The sequence below is a fragment of the Pseudoalteromonas sp. J2K-J031 genome (assembly GCF_058197095.2).
Genome location: NZ_CM200279.1, coordinates 433,226 through 453,133, shown reverse-complemented (window position 1 = coordinate 453,133; position 19,908 = coordinate 433,226). Strand labels below are relative to the sequence as shown.

At 39.9% G+C, this 19,908-nt stretch carries 21 protein-coding genes; 12 read left to right on the top strand and 9 right to left on the bottom strand.

Annotated features, from left to right (window positions below; all coding sequences use genetic code 11):
* Positions 1-41 precede the first annotated feature (41 nt).
* From AC3KZC_RS02120 to AC3KZC_RS02110, 3 genes are read left to right on the top strand one after another with little or no spacing between them, the layout of a single operon-like run.
* Entirely contained in the window at positions 42-1,007 is a 966-nt protein-coding gene (locus tag AC3KZC_RS02120) for a TRAP transporter substrate-binding protein (RefSeq protein ID WP_490579785.1), read from the top strand.
* A complete protein-coding gene (locus AC3KZC_RS02115) occupies positions 1,000-1,461 on the top strand; it encodes a TRAP transporter small permease (RefSeq protein ID WP_490579786.1) in 462 nt (153 codons plus the stop codon). Before AC3KZC_RS02120 ends, AC3KZC_RS02115 begins: the two co-directional genes overlap by 8 nt.
* Entirely contained in the window at positions 1,454-2,737 is a 1,284-nt protein-coding gene (locus AC3KZC_RS02110; protein WP_490579787.1) for a TRAP transporter large permease, read from the top strand. The genes AC3KZC_RS02115 and AC3KZC_RS02110 overlap by 8 nt, the downstream gene beginning before the upstream one ends.
* Positions 2,738-2,766: 29 nt before the next feature.
* Here the strand turns inward: AC3KZC_RS02110 and AC3KZC_RS02105 are convergent, their stop codons facing one another.
* The 8 genes from AC3KZC_RS02105 to zapE form a co-directional block, all read right to left on the bottom strand.
* The gene (locus AC3KZC_RS02105) at positions 2,767-3,201 is read right to left on the bottom strand and encodes a ClpXP protease specificity-enhancing factor (RefSeq protein ID WP_490579788.1); all 435 of its coding nucleotides are present in this window, start codon (positions 3,199-3,201) and stop codon (positions 2,767-2,769) included.
* 209 nt (positions 3,202-3,410) lie between these two features.
* Positions 3,411-4,037: a stringent starvation protein SspA gene (gene sspA / locus AC3KZC_RS02100; RefSeq protein WP_490579789.1), complete on the bottom strand. Its 627-nt coding sequence runs from the start codon at positions 4,035-4,037 to the stop codon at positions 3,411-3,413.
* An 81-nt stretch (positions 4,038-4,118) separates the two neighbouring features.
* On the bottom strand, positions 4,119-4,868 hold the full coding sequence (locus tag AC3KZC_RS02095; RefSeq protein WP_490579790.1) for a cytochrome c1: 750 nt from the start codon (positions 4,866-4,868) through the stop codon (positions 4,119-4,121).
* On the bottom strand, positions 4,865-6,130 hold the full coding sequence (locus AC3KZC_RS02090) for a cytochrome b (RefSeq protein WP_490579791.1): 1,266 nt from the start codon (positions 6,128-6,130) through the stop codon (positions 4,865-4,867). The genes AC3KZC_RS02095 and AC3KZC_RS02090 overlap by 4 nt, the downstream gene beginning before the upstream one ends.
* The gene (gene petA / locus AC3KZC_RS02085) at positions 6,130-6,720 is read right to left on the bottom strand and encodes a ubiquinol-cytochrome c reductase iron-sulfur subunit (protein ID WP_490579792.1); all 591 of its coding nucleotides are present in this window, start codon (positions 6,718-6,720) and stop codon (positions 6,130-6,132) included. Before petA ends, AC3KZC_RS02090 begins: the two co-directional genes overlap by 1 nt.
* A gap of 537 nt (positions 6,721-7,257) precedes the next feature.
* Entirely contained in the window at positions 7,258-7,647 is a 390-nt protein-coding gene (gene rpsI, locus AC3KZC_RS02080; protein WP_490579793.1) for a 30S ribosomal protein S9, read from the bottom strand.
* An 11-nt stretch (positions 7,648-7,658) separates the two neighbouring features.
* Positions 7,659-8,087, bottom strand: coding sequence for a 50S ribosomal protein L13 (gene rplM / locus AC3KZC_RS02075; protein ID WP_490579794.1), 429 nt, complete (start codon positions 8,085-8,087; stop codon positions 7,659-7,661).
* A 223-nt stretch (positions 8,088-8,310) separates the two neighbouring features.
* Positions 8,311-9,399: a cell division protein ZapE gene (gene zapE, locus AC3KZC_RS02070; RefSeq protein ID WP_490579795.1), complete on the bottom strand. Its 1,089-nt coding sequence runs from the start codon at positions 9,397-9,399 to the stop codon at positions 8,311-8,313.
* A gap of 119 nt (positions 9,400-9,518) precedes the next feature.
* Here zapE and AC3KZC_RS02065 point away from each other — a divergent pair, with 119 nt between their 5' ends.
* The 8 genes from AC3KZC_RS02065 (at position 9,519) to AC3KZC_RS02030 (ending at position 18,190) form a co-directional block, all read left to right on the top strand.
* Entirely contained in the window at positions 9,519-9,968 is a 450-nt protein-coding gene (locus AC3KZC_RS02065; protein ID WP_490579796.1) for a Z-ring associated ZapG family protein, read from the top strand.
* A 63-nt stretch (positions 9,969-10,031) separates the two neighbouring features.
* Positions 10,032-11,387, top strand: a complete 1,356-nt coding sequence (locus AC3KZC_RS02060) for a Do family serine endopeptidase (RefSeq protein ID WP_490579797.1) — start codon at positions 10,032-10,034, stop codon at positions 11,385-11,387.
* A 103-nt stretch (positions 11,388-11,490) separates the two neighbouring features.
* A complete protein-coding gene (locus tag AC3KZC_RS02055; protein WP_490579798.1) occupies positions 11,491-12,579 on the top strand; it encodes a trypsin-like peptidase domain-containing protein in 1,089 nt (362 codons plus the stop codon).
* 199 nt (positions 12,580-12,778) lie between these two features.
* A complete protein-coding gene (gmk, locus tag AC3KZC_RS02050; RefSeq protein ID WP_490579799.1) occupies positions 12,779-13,402 on the top strand; it encodes a guanylate kinase in 624 nt (207 codons plus the stop codon).
* Between the two features lie 119 nt (positions 13,403-13,521).
* Entirely contained in the window at positions 13,522-13,797 is a 276-nt protein-coding gene (gene rpoZ / locus AC3KZC_RS02045) for a DNA-directed RNA polymerase subunit omega (protein ID WP_490579800.1), read from the top strand.
* A gap of 129 nt (positions 13,798-13,926) precedes the next feature.
* A complete protein-coding gene (gene spoT, locus AC3KZC_RS02040) occupies positions 13,927-16,032 on the top strand; it encodes a bifunctional GTP diphosphokinase/guanosine-3',5'-bis pyrophosphate 3'-pyrophosphohydrolase (protein ID WP_490579801.1) in 2,106 nt (701 codons plus the stop codon).
* Positions 16,033-16,058: 26 nt separating this feature from the next.
* Complete coding sequence (gene ridA, locus AC3KZC_RS02035) at positions 16,059-16,451, top strand: deaminase RidA (RefSeq protein ID WP_490579802.1); 393 nt, start codon at positions 16,059-16,061, stop codon at positions 16,449-16,451.
* A 110-nt stretch (positions 16,452-16,561) separates the two neighbouring features.
* Complete coding sequence (locus AC3KZC_RS02030) at positions 16,562-18,190, top strand: flagellar assembly protein A (protein ID WP_490579803.1); 1,629 nt, start codon at positions 16,562-16,564, stop codon at positions 18,188-18,190.
* 16 nt (positions 18,191-18,206) lie between these two features.
* Here AC3KZC_RS02030 and asnA read toward each other — a convergent pair whose 3' ends face one another.
* The gene (gene asnA / locus AC3KZC_RS02025; RefSeq protein WP_490579804.1) at positions 18,207-19,202 is read right to left on the bottom strand and encodes an aspartate--ammonia ligase; all 996 of its coding nucleotides are present in this window, start codon (positions 19,200-19,202) and stop codon (positions 18,207-18,209) included.
* A gap of 193 nt (positions 19,203-19,395) precedes the next feature.
* Between asnA and asnC the strand changes: the two genes are divergently transcribed.
* Positions 19,396-19,854 carry a transcriptional regulator AsnC gene (asnC, locus tag AC3KZC_RS02020; protein ID WP_490579805.1) on the top strand — a complete coding sequence of 153 codons (459 nt, stop codon included), beginning with the start codon at positions 19,396-19,398 and terminating at the stop codon, positions 19,852-19,854.
* Positions 19,855-19,908 lie beyond the last annotated feature (54 nt).

Below are 19,908 nucleotides of genomic sequence, written 5' to 3'. Positions count from 1 at the left end.
ACTGTTAACTATTCGTTAATTGTTATTGCCTTAGCTAACCCATGAAACCCTTTTTACTTATTTATTTCCTTATAAGCTTTCAATGCAGCGCTTTAGATTTAATCACGGCTTATAGTGGCAACATTTACCACACTCAAAATCTTCAGCAAATGGCTCAAGCCTTAAAGGCTGATGATATTGACATCACTCTTCATCCTGGCGCTAGCCTCTATAAAGCAAATGAAATTTATCGAGCAGTCAGAACCGGACAAGTTGCAATGGGTGAAATTTTTATTGGCTTACTTGGCAATCAAGATCCGCTTTATCAGCTCGATAACTTACCCTTTTTAGTTGAGAATTTTGAACAAGCTGAGCATCTTTGGCAGCTATCACGCCCCTTGTTAGCGCAAAAGCTAATTGAAGATAATTTGATCCTACTTTTTGCTGCGCCCTGGCCACCCCAAGGGCTGTTTAGTCAAAAAGTAATTAATTCAATAGATGATTTAAACAACAGTAAAATGAGGGCTTATAGTGCGATCACTGCCGATTTAGCCAGTCTATTATCAGCGAATCCTGTTTCAATTCAAGCGGCTGAAATTGCACAAGCTTTTAGTACCGCTATGATTGATACCATGTTCACATCTCCTTCGACAGGTGTTAGCAGCCGAGCGTGGGATTTTGTTTATTACTATACCGACCTGCAAGCTTGGATCCCTAAAAATATGTTGGTGATCAATCAAACGATCTTTAACGATCTAAGCCCCAAAGCACAACAGACTATGTTATTGCGAGCAAAAGAGTTTGAACAAAAAGCGTGGTTATTAGCTAAAGAAGAGACCGGCAGTAAAACAGCAATGCTCGCAAAAAACGGCATGATTGTCAGCCAACCAAGTGAACAACTAAAAACACAATTAAATGATATTGGTCATAAAATGCTAGCTCGTTGGCTTGAGAGTAGCCCCAAAAGCAGTCATGACATGATCAACCAATTTATCCATCAAAAAACAGCGATGCAATCACATGACTAAACTTGCGCGATTATTTATTTTTTCAGCTTCAGCCTGTATCGCACTGATTTTTATTTTAGTGCTACTGCAAGTTACATTGCGCTTATTTAATATTCAATTACCTTCCATCGAAGACTTTAGTGGTTACTTATTGATCACTAGTTGCTTTTTAGGGTTGGCGTACACCTTTGAACAACAAGGACATATTAGAGTTAGCTTATTTTTAAATATTCCCAATACAAATGTAAAAATTTGGCTCGATAGCTTTGCTCACATTCTTGCTGCACTTCTAAGCATGTTTATGACATACGCATCGGCACGCCTAGTACTTGATTCTTATATGCACCATGAACTGACAACGGGCCAAATCGCTCTTTATCAATGGCCTTTGCAGCTTCCCATGTTCCTTGGCTCTGCGATGCTATGTATTTCAATTATTAAACAGTTACCTAAAGTATGGAGCCAACATGGATAGTTTATTGCTTGGTGCGTTGCTCGCTATTGCACTATTAAGCCTACTCGCTTTAAGCGTTTGGGTTGGATTTAGTCTAATCGCAATTGCACTTCTGGCTTTATTACTTAATAGCAATTATGCAATTGATTTGGTGTTCGCCACTACAGCTTGGGGGCATTTAACCAGTTGGTCTTTGACCGCCTTACCTCTTTTTATTTGGATGGGTGAGTTACTTTTTAGAGCTAATATTGGCCAAGATTTATTTGACGGTTTAGCACCTTGGCTGAAACGGATACCTGGGCGTTTACTGCATATTAATGTGCTGGGATCGGGGATTTTTGCAGCTGTGTCTGGCTCATCGGCTGCAACCGCTGCAACAATAGGCCGTATGACCTTACCAGAATTGAGTCAAAGGGGTTATGCCGATAATTTAAGCATTGGCTCATTGGCAGGCTCTGCAACGCTTGGCCTACTCATTCCGCCATCTATAATTTTAATTGTTTATGGTATAGCGAGTGAAGTTTCTATTGCTCAGCTCTTTTTAGCAGGTGTGATCCCTGGCTTAATTTTAATCAGCTTATTTATGCTTTACCTTGCCGTGCATTGCGTGATTTATCCCAATACTGCCGTGCAAGAAACTATTACCCTTAAAAAACGGGCAACCTTAGCTAAACTTATTCCGATAATATTGCTCATGATATTAGTAATCGGTTCTATTTATAGCGGTATAGCAACACCGAGTGAATCGGCTGCGTTAGGTGTTTTAGGAGCACTTATAATTTGCTATCGAAAAAAGGCTTTAACCATTGATTTAGTGATACAAAGTTTAGTAACGACCGTCAAAACCAGTACCATGATTTTATTTATTTTGCTCGGCGCTAGCTTTTTAACAATGGCAATGGGTTTTCTACAAATACCTGCAGACCTTGCTTATTGGGTTGCAAGCCAAGAGCTATCAGCTGCGCAACTCCTGGTCTATCTCACATTGGTTTTTATCGTGCTCGGTTTATTTTTAGATGGCATTTCAATTGTAATCTTAACAAGCTCAATATTATTACCCTTGATAAAACAAGCAGGATTTGATCCTATTTGGTTTGGGATTTACTTAGTAATAGTGGTTGAAATGTCACAGATTACGCCACCTGTTGGCTTTAATTTATTTGTTATTAAAGGATTAATACAAGATAAAAGTTTGTGGGTGATCGCAAAGGCCGCATTTCCGTTCTTTTTAATTTTAATTGGCAGCTTAGTCCTATTTTACTACTACCCCCAGCTTGTACTCGGCTTAACTCACTAATAAAAAAACCTGCAGCAGCAGGTTTTTTATTATTTTATCACTCGAAGATGTGAGCCTTTCTTTTTCTCTGCAGGTTTATCTTCTGATTCAACAACCTGCACTTCTACATGACCCTGACTGTCGTCTTCATCATCAAAGTAATCATCTTCTTCAATTAAGTCTTGAGTAAAGACAGTCCCTTCACCATTTTCTCGAGCATAAATAGCAAGTACAGCACCAACAGGGACAACTACTCGCATCGGTTGACCGCCAAAACGAGCATTGAAACTTATTTCTTGGTTATCCATCGCAAACTGAGCAACTGCACTTGGGCTGATATTTAAAACAATTTGGCCATCTTGAACAAATTGCGTTGGAATTATGGTGTGTGGGTACGTTGCATCGACAACTAAATGAGGAGTGCACTGGTTATCTACGATCCAATCAAAAAATGCGCGTAATAAATAGGGGCGGTTTGGAGTCATCAAACTGAATTCCTTACTAAAAACCAAGTTGTTTTGGATAAATGATTAATTGAAATACGCTACGGAACATCAACCGCAAGAATTTAAGAAAATTGAGGGTATCGTGAACACTGCATTGATGCAAGATTAGGCATAAAAAAATAGCACTCAATTCTCTATAGAATCTAAGTGCTATTTTATTTAAACATCATTATTTAATCATGTTTAAATTATAAACGAATTTCACGCTCAGCTTCAGTCAAAGAAGCTTGAAAAGATTCACGTTCAAATAAACGCATCATATATTCTTTAAGTTCTTTGCTTCCAGCACCGATAAGCTCAATTTCAAGCTCAGGCAAACGCCATAATAGCGGTGCTAAATAACAATCTACTAAGCTGAATTCTTCACTCATAAAATAAGGTGCTTCTTTAAAGAAAGGAGCCACACTTAAAAGCGCTTCAGTTAACTCTTTACGAGCTTGTGATGCATCTGCACCACCTTGGTAAATTGTCGCAGCCAATGAATACCAATCAGTGTCAATACGATGCATCATTAAACGACTGCGACCGCGCATCACTGGATAAACTGGCATTAATGGAGGGTGTGGGAAACGCTCATCAAGGTACTCCATGATGATGTTTGCCTGGTAAAGTCCTAACTCACGATCAATCAAAGTAGGAACTGTGCCGTAAGGGTTAATTTCGTGTAGCGCTTCTGGCAGATTTTCCTTTTCAGCCATATGAATATCTACACTTACACCTTTTTCTGCAAGTACGATACGTACTTGGTGGCTATACATACAGTTTTCGCCAGAAAAAAGAGTCATTACAGGGCGTTTATTGGCAGCAACAGCCATGCCTTCCTCCATCTATTATTGCTAGAGACAGCAAAAGGGGCGAAGGCCCCTATTGCTCATATTCACTAAAAAGTGTTCAAATTAATGAACATCTCTCCAGTATTCTTTCTTCAGTAAGAACGCTAAGATAAACAGGATAAACAAAAATCCAATTACCTTAATACCGATAGATTCTGATTCTAAGCGCGATGGCTCGCCCACATAAGCTAAGAAATTAGTGAGATCTCTTGCTGCATGGTCGTACTCATCATTGCTCATTTCACCAGAGCCATCTGTTTGTGTACCTACAACTTTAGTTACTGTTTTACCGTGCTCTTCCACTTCTTCAGTGATTGCTGTCGGTAATCCTTGTAACTCTTGTAAAACGTGTGGCATACCAACTAAAGGAAATACAGTGTTATTAACGCCGAACGGACGGCTCTCATCTTTATAAAAAGATTTCAAATAAGTGTAAATCCAATCAGTACCGCGAACGCGCGCTACTAAAGTTAAGTCTGGTGGCGTAGCACCAAACCATTTTGCCGCATCTTTAGGGTCCATTGCATTTAATATATGACCACCCACTTTTGAGCCATCGAATATTAATTGTTCCTGACCTATTTCAGTTGGAATACCGATATCACGGAATGTACGCTCATATCGTTGATACTGCATTTGGTGACAACCTAAACAGTAATTCATAAACAACTTTGCGCCACGTTGTAACGATGCTTTGTCTGTTAAATCATTGTTAGCTTCCATTAGCGGAACAGCAGGGCCCGCTGCTACTGCTAATGTAGAGGCTACTGATGCAGAAAGAGCAAACAAACCGATAGCTAGTTTCTTGATCATTTCGTTAACCTCTCAGGCAATGGCTTAGTTTTTTCATTTTTACTATAAACAAACAATAAAACGAAGAACATGAAATAAGTAACTGTCGTGATTTGCGATAAAATCGTCTTGAAATCAGTTTGAGGAGTTGCACCCACCCAACCTAAGATAACAAATGTCACAACAAACTGTGCAATGTTCCATTTATGGAATGCACAGCGGTAACGAATAGAACGAACCGAACCACGGTCAATCCAAGGTAATAACGCAAGAACAACAATTGAAGCACCCATCGCAGCAACACCGATTAACTTATCAGGGATTGCACGTAAAATCGCATAGAATGGCGTAAAATACCAAACAGGGAAAATATGTTCAGGCGTTTTCAGTGGGTTTGCCGCTTCAAAGTTTGGCGCTTCTAAGAAGAAACCACCCATTGCTGGCGCAAAGAATACAACCCAGCAGAACAAGATTAAGAAACCAACCACACCGACAATATCTTTTACTGTGTAATAAGGGTGGAAAGGGATCGCATCTACGATATCTTTCTTATCAGTGTAGTATTCATGAAATTTAAACTTAGGCTTGTCTTCTTCAGCAACTGAACCTTTTTTACGTTTAATTTCAACACCATCAGGGTTGTTTGAGCCCACTTCATGTAAAGCTACAATGTGTAAGAAGACTAAGATTACAATAACAAGCGGTAAGGCAATAACATGTAATGCAAAGAAGCGGTTTAATGTTGCACCTGAAATTACATAGTCACCACGGATCCACTGAGTTAAATCATCACCAATTACAGGAATTGCACCGAAAAGGGAAATAATTACCTGCGCACCCCAAAATGACATCTGACCCCAAGGTAATAAGTAGCCCATGAACGCTTCAGCCATTAATGCCAAAAAGATGAACATACCAAATAACCACAGTAATTCACGTGGCTTTTGATAAGAACCATAGATCATGCCACGGAACATATGCAGATACACGACAACAAAGAATGCAGATGCACCGGTTGAGTGTAAATAACGCAGCAACCAGCCATATTCAACATCACGCATGATGTATTCAACTGATGCAAACGCACCTTCAGCAGAAGGCACATAATTCATTGTTAACCAAATACCGGTTACGATCTGATTAACAAGTACTAACATGGCTAAAGAACCAAAAAAGTACCAGAAGTTAAAGTTTTTTGGCGCAGGATACTGTGCAATATGCATGTTCCATACACGTGTCATTGGAATGCGTTTATCAATCCAATCAACCAAATTTGCAAACATTAGGCAGCCCCTTCTTCAGCACCCACAATAATTGTGGTTTCATCAGTAAAAATGTAAGGCGGGATTTCTAAGTTTAATGGTGCGGGTACCGCTTGAAATACACGGCCTGCTAAATCAAACTTTGAACCGTGACAAGGACAGAAGAAACCATCATCTGTGCCTTCAACTTTTTCACCAAAACCACCTTGTAGGAAGCTTGGAGAACAGCCGAGGTGAGTACAAATACCCACAGCAACAAAGATTTCTTCACGCTTTGAACGGTAACCGTTTTTCGCGAACTCAGGTTGTTGAGGCTCTTCTGATTGCGGATCACGAAGTTGACCTTCATGCGCTTTCATTTGCTCAAGCATTTTTGGTGTACGATACACAACCCATACAGGCTTGCCTCGCCACTCAACACGAATTAATTGTCCTGGCTCAAGTTTACTGATATCCACTTCAACAGGCGCACCTGCAGATTTGGCTCTCTCACTTGGATTCCATGACGCAATAAAAGGAACAGCAGCTCCGGCCGCACCAACACCACCTACAACAGAGGTAGCGATGGTTAAAAAGCGACGTCGGCTATTGTCTACAGGCGCATTGCTCATCCACTCATCTCCACTATGATTCTCAACACTTGCTATATCGAGAATTCAGTTACAGCAGGTTAAATTTTGAAGTTACAAAATAGAAGCGATCATAAATAAAACCCTTGATTAAAACAAGGATATTGAAGGCCGCGCACACGAATAAAGCCATATTTCTATTAGTTTTTAAACCTAATGAGCATTATTGGTGACGTATCCAGCCTTAATCAATTCATGCTAGCAATAAATTACTCTACATGTACTGACTAAGATCAATTATCACTTACCCTTTTGAGCATTCTCTAACCAAGAAAAAATATCCAAAAAAACGTTCTTATCACGGCTAACATGATCCGTACAATTGTAGCAAAAATTAAACTGCTTTACTGACTGATTTATCTAAATAAATAATAAATAGTTTCACTGATTTCAAAATGTCTTGATTTCAGTAATTAATTACTACGAAATTAAAAAAAACACTTCAACTATTTACATAAAATTTAAAACAAAAAACCCGACACAAGGTCGGGTTTTGGTATTCTTTCGAAACGTAAAAAATTAACGTTTTGAGAATTGTGGACGTTTACGCGCTTTGTGTAGACCCACTTTCTTACGCTCAACTTTACGAGCATCACGAGTAACGAAACCTGCTTTACGAAGTGCTGGACGTAAAGATTCGTCGAACTCCATAAGTGCACGTGTAATACCGTGACGGATTGCACCAGCTTGTCCTGTATTACCACCACCTGCAACAGTGATGTATAGGTCAAACTTTTCAACCATATCAACTAACTCTAATGGCTGACGAACAACCATGCGAGAAGTTTCGCGACCAAAATATTCTTCAATAGAACGTTTATTGATTACGATGTTGCCAGTGCCTGGGCGTAAAAATACGCGAGCACTTGAACTTTTACGACGACCTGTACCGTAGTATTGATTTGCCATGAGTGTGCTCCTTAAATGTCTAGAACCTGAGGCTGTTGTGCAGCATGGTTATGCTCAGTACCAGCGTAAACTTTAAGTTTACGGTACATTGCACGGCCTAAAGGTCCACGTGGTAACATGCCTTTAACCGCTTTTTCGATGATCATTTCAGGCTTTTGAGCTTGAAGTTTTTCGAAAGTTGTCGATTTAAGACCACCAGGGAAACCTGTATGAGCATAGTACATTTTAGCCGCAGCTTTGTTACCGGTTACAGTAACTTTCTCTGCATTGATAACGATGATGTAATCACCAGTATCTACATGCGGAGTATATTCAGCTTTGTGCTTACCACGTAAGCGAGAAGCAATCTCAGTAGCGATACGACCTAAAGTTTTACCTTCAGCGTCAACTACGTACCAGTCACGTTTTACAGTTTCTGGCTTAGCAACAAACGTTTTCATTTATTAAAAATCCAATGTTTACAATTAAAACCACAGGCAGTATATAAACTGCCGCTCTAAGTTGATGCTTAAACCCCTTCGAGTAAAAGACTTGAGTCAAAATTAGTGGCTAAGCTAATGATGACAATAGAACGCAACGTGGCAGAGGCGGGATTATAACAGTGCTTTTTTTAAAATGCATGTTTTTTCTACGCCAAATGCCACTTTAATTTAAATAAGAAATTTAAGCTAAATGCGGTTGCGATAAATATTCCAGTGACTGCATTTCTTGTAGGCGACTGATACAGCGTTTAAATTCAAAACTTAACAACCCATCGCTGTACAATTGCTCAATAGGTGCAGCAGCGGAAATAATCAGCGTGACATTTCGCTCGTAAAACTCATCGACGAGCGCAATAAAACGCCTTGCTGCATCATCATTGCTCTGGCCCATTTGCTTTACATTTGACAGTAAGACTGTGTGATAAATACGGCTAATTTCCATATAATCAACTTGGCTTCGAGCTGTTTCACACAACTCACTAAACTCAAACATGACTATACTGTCAGCTTCCATTCTGGTTTTGAGTGTACGCCCTTCAATTTTAACTGTTTTATTAGCAGTGCCTAACTCAGGTGATAATTTCGCAAAATATTCAAATAGGTTTTTATCTGCCTGCTCATCAAGTGGACTATGGTAAATTTCAGCTTGCTCTAACGTACGCAGTCGATAATCAATACCCGAATCAACATTAACAACTTCTGTATTAGCCAAAACCAAATCAATCGCAGGTAAAAAACGCGCACGCTGTAAGCCATTGCGGTAAAGATCACTTGGAATGATATTCGATGTTGCAACTAAAATAATATCGCGCTTAAACAACGCTTGCATCAAGCCACCAAGTAGCATGGCATCGGTAATATCTTGTACAAAAAATTCATCAAAGCAGATTATATCTACTTCACTTTTAAATTTGTCCGCGATGCTTTCTAGCGGGTTCTTAACATCATGCAATAGCTTCAATTCTTGATGAACACGATGCATAAAACGATGAAAATGCACTCGCATTTTACGCTCACCCGGCAAGGCATCAAAGAAGGTGTCTACTAAGTAGGTTTTACCTCGCCCTACGCCCCCCCAAAAGTACAATCCTTTAATTGAACGCATTGTTTTTTTCTTGAAAAATTTATCAAAAAAACCCGTCTCTTTCGGCTGCGATGTTGTAAGATCATCATAGAGTCGTTGAAGATGGCGCACCGCATTTTCTTGCGCTGCATCGTATAGAAAATCTTCGCGGGTTAAATCTTGCTGATATTTTTGCCAAGGAGTCATAAGAATAGTTAATAAAACAAGCGTTAATCTAGCTTTACATCTTAACACGAGCACTTACTGAGCGTATATTGAAAGTTATTAAAACATCGCTCAACTTTACCTAGTTTCAGGAGATTTATATGACAACAGCGATTTGGTTAACAGTAGTAATTATCGTTGCATTCAGTTGTTTTTTTCTTGGTGTTGTACTGACAAAACGCCAATATGAACACGACGAACTCGAAAAAGAAGTCGAAAAAGCCCAACTTAATCTTGAACAATATAAGCAAGATGTGGCCGACCATTTATCTAATACGAATAAATTAGTGACAAAAATGCGCGATAACTATGAGCAATTAGTAAATCACGTTCAAGAAACAAACCGCATTTTATTAACAGAACAGAATAAAGAAACCATTCCATTTTTCTCCAAAGAAACAACCGAGCAATTGCACGCTTCTTTAGACAAACTAGAAAAACCAAAAAGCAAACAAGAATCTCTTGAAAGCCAACCTGCAGATTACGCAGAAGGTAAGTCAGGTCTTTTTGCTGATAATCGCTCAAATAAAAAGCAAACAGAAAAAGCTTGAGGAACTTTTTTTTGACCCCATAGTCTGTAAAGGTAACCGATAATCTGGAGTACACCTTTGACTATGAAAACAAAATTATCCCTTTTGAGTGCAATTATGCTTTCTTCAAGTCTGTTGATTGCACCTTCTATCTCTTATGCAAAATTACCTGTTGCTGTCGATGGACTGCAACTTCCAACACTTGCACCTATGCTCGAAAAAGTCACTCCTGGTGTAGTGAGCATTCAAGTTTCTGGTGCAAAAGAAGTGCGTCGTCGTGTTGATCCTTTTGACTTCTTTTTTGGCAATCCCCAGCAGCGTCAACCGCAAAGCCAAAAACAACCGTTTAGTGGCTTAGGTTCTGGTGTCATTATTGATGCCAATGAAGGGTATGTCGTTACTAATAACCACGTTATTCAAGACGCTGAAAAAATCATTATTACTTTAGAAGATGGCCGAGAATATGAAGCCAAGCTTAAAGGAGCCGATCAAGAATCGGATATCGCACTACTGCAAATTAAAGCAGACAACCTTACCGCATTAAAATTGGCTGATTCAGATAAACTACGTGTAGGTGATTTTTCTGTCGCAATTGGTAACCCATTTGGACTAAGCCACACCGTTACATCAGGTATTGTCAGTGCGTTAGGACGTAGCGGTTTAAACATTGAAGGATTTGAAGACTTTATTCAAACCGACGCTGCAATTAACCAAGGTAATTCAGGTGGAGCGTTAGTTAATCTTAATGGTGAGCTCATCGGCATTAATACCGCTATTTTAGGAGCATCTGGCGGTAATGTTGGGATTGGCTTCTCAATTCCATCAAACATGATGAAAAATTTAGTTGACCAAATTATTGAGCACGGTGAAGTACGCCGAGGCTCATTGGGCATCGAAGGCCGCACGCTTGATGCAGGCATCGCCAAAGCGCAAGATATTGATTTAAAGCAAGGTGCCTACGTATTTAAAGTTGTCGATGACTCTGCTGCTGCAGAAGCTGGAATTAAAGCTGGTGATGTTATTGTCAGTATCGATAACGCTGACGTTCATAGTTTTCCTGAGTTACGCAGCAAAGTAGCCACTATTGGCGAAGGTAAAACGGTCAAACTAGGTATTTACCGTGATGGCAAAATTAAAACGGTTAAAGTAACCCTTCGTGGTAATACAGTTGCCTCTGCAGCGGCAGATAAAATGCATCCTCGCCTACAAGGCGCATTACTTGAAGCCACAAAAGATAATAAAGGCGTTGCTGTTAAAGAAATCCAAGAACGCTCTCCAGCTGCGCGGGTTGGCTTAGAAGAGGGTGATATCATCATGCAAGTCAATCGCAAGCGCGTTAATACTATCAATGAGTTAGCGCGGGCTATCGATGATATAAACGGCAATATTGTGTTAGGTGTTAAACGCGGTGACAATTCAATATTTGTCTTAATCCAATAAACGAGCCGCATTAAATACATTTAAAACAACAGTGGCACTTGCCGCTGTTGTTTTATCTATGCCATCATAACCAAACTATTCTATTTACAATTAATCAACTAAAGTGCTAACAAAAATAAAATTTCTTTTAGTGCCCATCTTTTTTGGTCTGGCATTGGCGTTTATTATTTTATTATTTATGCCTAAATTGCGCCCAGTTCAGTGGCAAAATGCAACTGTCTCAAATGCCATAACCAGTAGCCATCTAAGCTTTGCCAACGCGGTTAAGCGAGCGTCCCCAGCCGTAGTTACGATTTATTCAGAAACCTTTACCAGCCAGCCTCGATACATGCGCGGTCAAAGTAGCATTCAAGAGCTAGGGTCAGGCGTAATCATGTCTGATAAAGGGTATATTCTAACCAATTACCATGTCATCAATAATGCCGATCAGGTCATGATCACGTTAACAGATGGTCGCCAGTTTAATGATGTACAACTCATTGGGTATGATACCGTGACTGACCTAGCGTTATTAAAAATCGAAGCACAACACCTTCCTGTTATTCCTATCGATGATAACTTCGTGCCACAAGTTGGCGATGTTGTACTTGCCATCGGCAACCCACTTAATTTAGGCCAAACCATTACGCAAGGCATTATCAGCGCGACAGGTAAACAAAACTTACCGCAAAAAAGTTCACACAGTAATTTATTACAAATGGATGCAGCTATTAATGTGGGTAATTCAGGTGGTGCATTAGTTAATTCAAATGGTATTTTAGTTGGCATTAACTCCGCACAGTTTAAAGCGCAGCGAAACATTGATATCCAAGGAATTTTCTTCGCGGTACCTTATTTTTTAGCTAAAGAAGTAATGAACAAACTCATTAAACACGGACAAGTGGTACGCGGATACCTTGGCTTTAACGCCGACCCCGTTGATAACACAGGTAAGTTACTTTCGAATCCGCTCACTCCAATTTTTGGCATGCAACTCAACTCAATTGACCCTCTCGGTCCAGCTTGGCAAGCTGGTTTAAAAGAAGGTGATATTGTGGTCAAAATTGATAGTAAAAAAATAGTCAATTTACAGCTAACGCTGGAGCAAATTGCCGATACACTTCCTGAGAGTATTATTATGTTTGAAGTCTATCGCGATGGAAAACTACATAATATCAAAGTTAAAGTTGGCAAACTTGAACCTGTACTATAAAAAGGCAAAAATAGAAAATCACACCATCTGATTGTTTGAATTAACGTGCTTTGCATCGAATGTGAAATCAAAACGCCTTTAGTATCTCAATTTGCCATAGCCATTTAGCGTAAGAATAACTAAAATATTCGACCATTAACGAGCTTGAGTACATACTGAGCAATCGAGTTCGCCACTAATTTTGTAACAGAGTAAAGCTATGTCATCACAACGCGGAAATTTATTTATCTTATCTGCTCCTTCCGGTGCGGGTAAATCAAGTCTTATCACCGCACTTTTAAAGCGCCATGCTGATATGAAAGTATCTGTATCTCACACAACTCGTAAACCTCGTCCTGGTGAAGAAAATGCGGTGCATTATCATTTTGTCGCGGTAGATGAGTTTAAACGCTTAATTGATAAAAATGACTTTTTTGAATGGGCGCAAGTATTTGAAAACTATTACGGCACATCAAAACAAGCCATAGAGCTCCAATTGGCGGCAGGCATTGATGTGTTTTTAGATATCGATTGGCAAGGTGCTCGCCAAGTTCGTGAACTCGCACCTGATGTACAAACAATTTTTATTTTACCACCATCAAAATCTGAATTAGAAAGTCGTTTAAATAATAGAGGACAAGATTCAGCTGAAGTCATCGCTTCTCGCATGGCCAAAGCACAAGCTGAAATGTCTCATTACAATGAATATGATTTTATGATCATTAATGATGACTTTGAGACAGCACTCATTCAATTAGAAACAATAGTATTAAGCCAACGCTTAAAACAAACTAATCAAACATTGGTTCATCAGACTTTACTCGCGAATTTACTGCAAGATTAATCAATACCAATAAAGCGCCTAACTGGATTACCTGTCGGTAAATATCAGATTAGCGCTTGGCTATTGGTTGTGCTTAAAGTAAACTACGCTTTTGCTTAATTATAATTTGGGAGTGCATAATGGCTCGCGTAACTGTTGAAGATGCAGTAGAAAAAATTGGCAACCGCTTTGATTTAATCTTGGTTGCGGCACGCCGTGCCCGCCAGATTGCGGTTGGTGGAAAAACCCCTATGGTTGAGCGTGGTTCAGACAAGCCAACAGTTATCGCACTTCGCGAAATTGAAGCGGGTTATGTTGATAATGAATCAATGGATCACATTGAGCTTGAAGAGCAGCATAGTCAAGAAGCTGCTGAACTTGCGGCAGTAGCTGCAATTGTTGGCGGCCACCGCTAATCCATTCTATTGTATAGAAAATGCTAACGCCCTTTAAACGTTAAAGGTCGTTGGCATTCCTCCTGTTTCATCGTATATTGTTACCTAAAACTAGTATCTTCCCCACCTCTTTAGAGCATTGGAGTGTGAATGTATCTTTTTGAAGGTTTAAAAAAGAAAATCTCTGAATATTTATCACCAGAACAAGTTGAGCTGGTGCAAAAAGCCTATGTGGTTGCTCGTGAAGCCCACGAAGGTCAAACTCGCTCAAGTGGTGACCCTTATATTACTCACCCTGTTGAAGTAACCCAAATTCTTGCCACGATGAGATTAGATCATGAAACACTCATGGCTGCTCTTATGCATGATGTCATTGAAGATACAGACTTTAATGAGGCTGATTTAGCTGAAATATTTGGCGTCACGGTTGCTGAACTTGTTGAAGGCGTCAGTAAACTTGATAAATTAAGTTTCAAAGATAAAAAAGAATTCCAAGCCGAAAACTATCGAAAAATGATTATGGCCATGACGCAAGATATTCGCGTTATTTTAATCAAACTCGCCGATCGTACTCATAACATGCGCACTTTAGGGTCATTACGCCCTGAAAAGCGCCGCCGTATCGCCCGTGAAACACTTGAAATATTTGCACCAATCGCCAATCGACTCGGTATTCATGATATTAAAAATGAATTAGAAGATTTAGGGTTTCAGGCACTTTACCCAATGCGACATCGCGCCCTCAAAAATGAAGTCGCAAAAGCAAGAGGCAACCGTAAAGAGATCATTCACAATATTCGAGGCGAAATTATTGCGCGTTTAGCTGAATCAGGCATCAAAGCCGAAGTCAGTGGCCGTGAGAAACACCTCTATAGCATTTATAAAAAAATGCTTAATAAAGAGTTAATGTTCAATGAGGTAATGGATATTTACGCATTTCGTATTGGTGTCGATAATATGGATACTTGTTATCGGTCATTAGGCGTTATGCACAATCTATACAAACCCATTGAAACTCGCTTTAAAGATTACATCGCAGTACCAAAAACTAACGGATATCAATCACTTCATACTTCATTAGTTGGACCTCATGGTATACCAGTTGAAATACAAATTCGCACCCATGAAATGGACCACATGGCAGATAAAGGTGTAGCAGCGCATTGGATGTATAAAAAATCAGGTGAAAGCTCAGGCAATACAGCTCAGCAACGTGCTCGCCAATGGATGCAAAGCTTACTTGAGTTACAACAAAGTGCAGGCTCATCTTTTGAGTTTGTTGAAAACGTTAAAACTGAACTCTTCCCTGAAGAAATTTATGTTTTCACACCTGATGGCCGAATTATCGAGCTCCCAATGGGTGCTACCGCTGTTGATTTTGCGTACGCAGTACACACTGACGTTGGCAATACTTGCGTCGGCGTTCGCGTAAATAGAAAGCCTCACCCACTAAGCCGCGCACTTGATACCGGGCAAACAATTGAAGTTATCACCAGCCCTGGCGCGCACCCTAATGCAACTTGGTTGAACTTTGTTGTGACAGGTAAAGCCCGTTTAGGCATCCGAAACTACTTAAAAACGCAACGTCATGAAGAAGCGCTGAGCCTAGGACGCCGCTTACTTGAATCAGCTTTGGGTGAGCATAGCTTAGACACGTTACCTGATGAAAACATTAGGCGCGTGCTTGATGAAAACCACCTGAAAACATTGATGGAGCTACTTGTCGCCATTGGTACGGGCAGTTTGATGAGTATTCTAATTGCCAAACGCTTATTGCACTCTGATAGTGCTGATTTAAATGAGTTTTCTAAAAAAGCAAAAGCTGCAATCATCGGTACTGAAGGCATGCTCGTCAGTTATTCGAAATGCTGTCGCCCTGTTCCAGGTGATGATATTGTTGCACAAGTAAGTAACGGTAAAGGGCTTACAGTCCATCGTCATGAGTGTAAAAACATTCGTGGTTGGGAAAATGATAAAGCTAAATTCTTTATTGTACGCTGGGAAGATGGCCCAGAAAAAGAATACATCGCAGCACTTCGCGTCGTAATCATAAACCATCAAGGAACACTCGCTCGATTAACCAATGTTATTGCAACAACATCTGCGAATATCGTTGAAATCTCTACCGATGAAAAAGAAAGTAATTTATACATTATCAACTTAGCAATTACGGTTAAAAATCGCGTTCACGTGGCTAATATTATGCGTAAGATTCGTGTGATGCCTGACGTGCAAAAAGTCTACCGTAAACGATAACAAATAAAGCAAGTAAGGATCACACAATGACCAAAGCAATTATTAATACCGATCAAGCACCTGCTGCAATCGGCACTTACAGCCAAGCAGTTAAAGTCGGCACGGCTGTTTACCTATCAGGCCAAATCCCGTTAGTGCCAGAAACAATGACGGTGATTTCAGAAGATTTTAAAGAGCAAACCCACCAAGTATTTAAAAATTTAGTCGCGGTTTGTGAAGCTGCCGGTGGAAGCATTCAAGATATGGTAAAAGTGAACATCTTTTTAACTGATTTATCAAATTTTGCCACTGTGAATGAAGTAATGAGTCAGTATTTTACAACACCTTACCCTGCACGTGCTGCGGTACAAGTGAGCGCATTACCACGAGCCGTTCAAATTGAGATTGATGGTGTGATGGAATTACCATCAACAAATTAATTTTTAAAACCACATAAAAGCGCTTTTTAAGCGCTTTTTTTTCGCCCTAACTAGTCATTCAATTATAAATATCATACAGTTAAAATATATCTAACGTTACTAAGCAACTGATGTTTAAGATTGATGAGCAAGGTCAAGTTTTTCTCGACTTGAGTGATCCCGCAAATATTCCAGCTGATCCTGCGTTTTTACTACGAGCGCTCGACGCCTCTCCTTATGCTGAATTTAAAATAAACCACTCTGCCATCGAATTATTTTTTACTCAAGATCTTCGCCCAAACTTACTGATGGTAGCATCGCGCCAAGATGCCACACTGAGCATCAATATCGCGGCTGACAAAATGAGCGCTATTGCATTATTGCAAACCCCGCAGGGCGGACGTTTAATGTCTCTCGATAGCGCCAAGGCAATTTTAGTAAAATCAGGCGTATCGCGAGGCTTTAAACAAGCCTGGCTTGAAGCATTACTTGCAAAACAGCTTGAATTAAAACCGGGTAAAAAAATTGAGGCTATGATCGCACAAGGCAAACCAGCAGAGCCCGGCCTTAATGCGCAACTAATTAAACAAGTCACAACGTTATCTGAACGCTTAAAACAACCTCAAGTATTAACTGATGGTCGGATGGATCTGCGCGATTTTGGGAAATTAGCTAGCGTCACAGCAGGGACTGTACTCATTAAAGTACAAACAGAAACATTAGGTAAAGAAGGTTATAACGTCATTGGAGAAACCCTTACAACCAAACCCGGTTCAGGCATAAAACTCGTTGCCGGCGAAGGCACTCAAATTCCTAGTGATAACCCATTAATTTTAGTCTCAACCCAAGCGGGAGTGCCTATCGACATTGAAAATGGCCTTCGTGTTGATGATATTTTTACCATCAAAGATGTCTGCGTTGGAACCGGCCATATTGATTTTGATGGTAGTGTACTCATCACCCAAAATGTCGACCCAAGTATGAAAGTAAAAGCCAAAGGTGACATTAACATTCTTGGAACTGTTGATGGCGCTGAAATTATTGCCGGCGGCAATATTACAGTGAAACAAGGTGTGATTGGTCATCTTGATCATGATACCCACCAGCTCAGTACGGTAGTCCGTTGTGATGGCGACTTACACATTGGCCATGCACAATATGCCAGCCTTAGCGCCAACAACATTATCATCGATCGCCAAGCAAGCCATTGTAATTTATTAGCTAAAAATACCATTCGAATTGCAGAGGGAAAAAAGGCTAAAGGACTTGGAAAATTGATTGGGGGCAAAGTACTTGACGCAAAACACATTATTGCAACTGAGATAGGGACGCAGTCAGGTGCAAAAACAGAAATATCTATCATGCAAGCTGGTCATCAACTTATTAAAAAGCATAATTTATTACTTGAACAACTCCATAGTGCGGAGCAACATTTAGCTGAATTACTAAAGAAGGAGCACGCTATTAGCGTACTTCCAAATACAAAAACAAAGCAAGAGCTCAAAGCAAAAGTTGCACATGCCACGACCCATTGGATTGAACAATCTGAAAAGCTACATGCATTACTAGCTAAATTTGATAATGCGCTGCACTTTCTACTCGAACATTCTGATATAAAAATCAGCCAAACGCTGCACCCTGGGGTCGAGTTTCATCTTTTCACTAAAAAATTAAAAACAAGCCGAACGTATCCGGCTTGCATTGTACACCTAAAAGATAATAGTGTTAAAATTGAAATCAGCTCTAGTGAGCTAAGCTAAAACCCACTTGAAACCGCTACAATATTGTACCGTATTGTGCTAACACCTCTTTGGGCCATACACCCACTTGCACTTCGCCTATGTGCTGTTTTTGCAATAACAACATCACCAATCGTGATTGGCCAATGCCACCACCTATCGTTTGCGGTAATTTACCTGTAAGTAATTGCTGATGCCAAGCAAACGCTAAGCGGTCTTCATCACCTGTGGTTGCAAGTTGATGTTGCAGCGCTTTTGCATCCACTCGAATACCCATTGATGATATTTCAAATGCATCATTTAAAATTGGGTTCCACACCAAGATGTCACCGTTTAAACCAGAAAATTCTTCACAAGTGCTCGTTGACCAATCATCGTAATCTGGCGCACGTACATCATGAATCGCCCCATCACTGAGTTTGCCGCCAATTCCAATTAAAAATACCGCACCAAATTCTTTCGCGACTTTTTGCTCTCTTTGTTTACCCGTTAGAGTCGGATAATCTCGCGCCAGTTGCTCTGCATGAATAAATTGAATGTGCTGGGGTAAAAAAGGCGTTAAACCATATAATGTTGCCAACTGCAATTCGGTTGCTTTTATTGATTTATAAATCGTTTCAACTGTGGTTTTTAAAAAGCTCAGACTACGCTCAGTTTCAATACAAATTACTTTTTCCCAATCCCACTGATCAACATACACAGAATGGATTGGACTTAGTTTATCTTCATCAGGACGCAGTGCTTTCATGTTGGTGTAAAGCCCTTCACCCACAGAAAAACCGTGGTCGGCTAACGTTTTACGTTTCCATTTTGCCAGTGAATGCACCACTTCGTATTGCACATCAGGCATCGCTTTTATTGTTACTGCTACCGCTTGTTCGTGGCCACTTAAGTTATCTTGAATACCATCGCCAACTTGCGCTAACAAAGGAGCTTGTACTTCAACAAGTCCTAATTGGCTTTCTAACTGCTCTGAAAATAACGCTTTAACTTTACTGATCTGCTGCTGCGTCTGAATATACTGTGATGCCATGTGAAAATCCTCATTCCCAAATCTAGCGTAATAAATTGACGATTTAACCGTAAAACCGCCCTTGAATGACTTTATCCTCAACCAATTAACGCTTTTATTCAATAAGCAGCAACAAAAACAGCTTTACTTAATTATTATCATCAATAAAGTAAGGGTTATATTGTTAGATCTATAAAAAAAGGCTTTTTAGACAATGCAAAATTATCAAATCGATAATCTCGATCGCAGCATCTTGCACGCATTAATGGACAACGCACGCATTCCTTATGCCGAATTGGCTAAAAATTTAGCCGTTAGTGCAGGGACGATTCATGTGCGTGTAGAGAAAATGAAACAAGCTGGCATTATTAAAGGTACTAAAGTCGCCATTAGTGCTAAAAAATTAGGTTACGATGTCTGTTGTTTTATTGGCATAAATTTAAAAAATGCCAAAGACTATCCCGATACCATCACCAAATTAGATGCCCTGGAAGAAGTGGTTGAGGCTTATTACACCACGGGTAATTACAGTATTTTTATTAAAGTGATGACCCGTTCAATTGATCACTTACAAACAGTACTAATCAGCAAAATTCAAGCAATTGATGCCATTCAATCAACCGAAACCTTGATTTCGCTTCAAAACCCCATTAGCCGTGACGTACTGCCTTAATCATTGCAGCTGGGTTTATCTGTTTTTTTTCCGTTATAATGCGGTAAGTTGAAA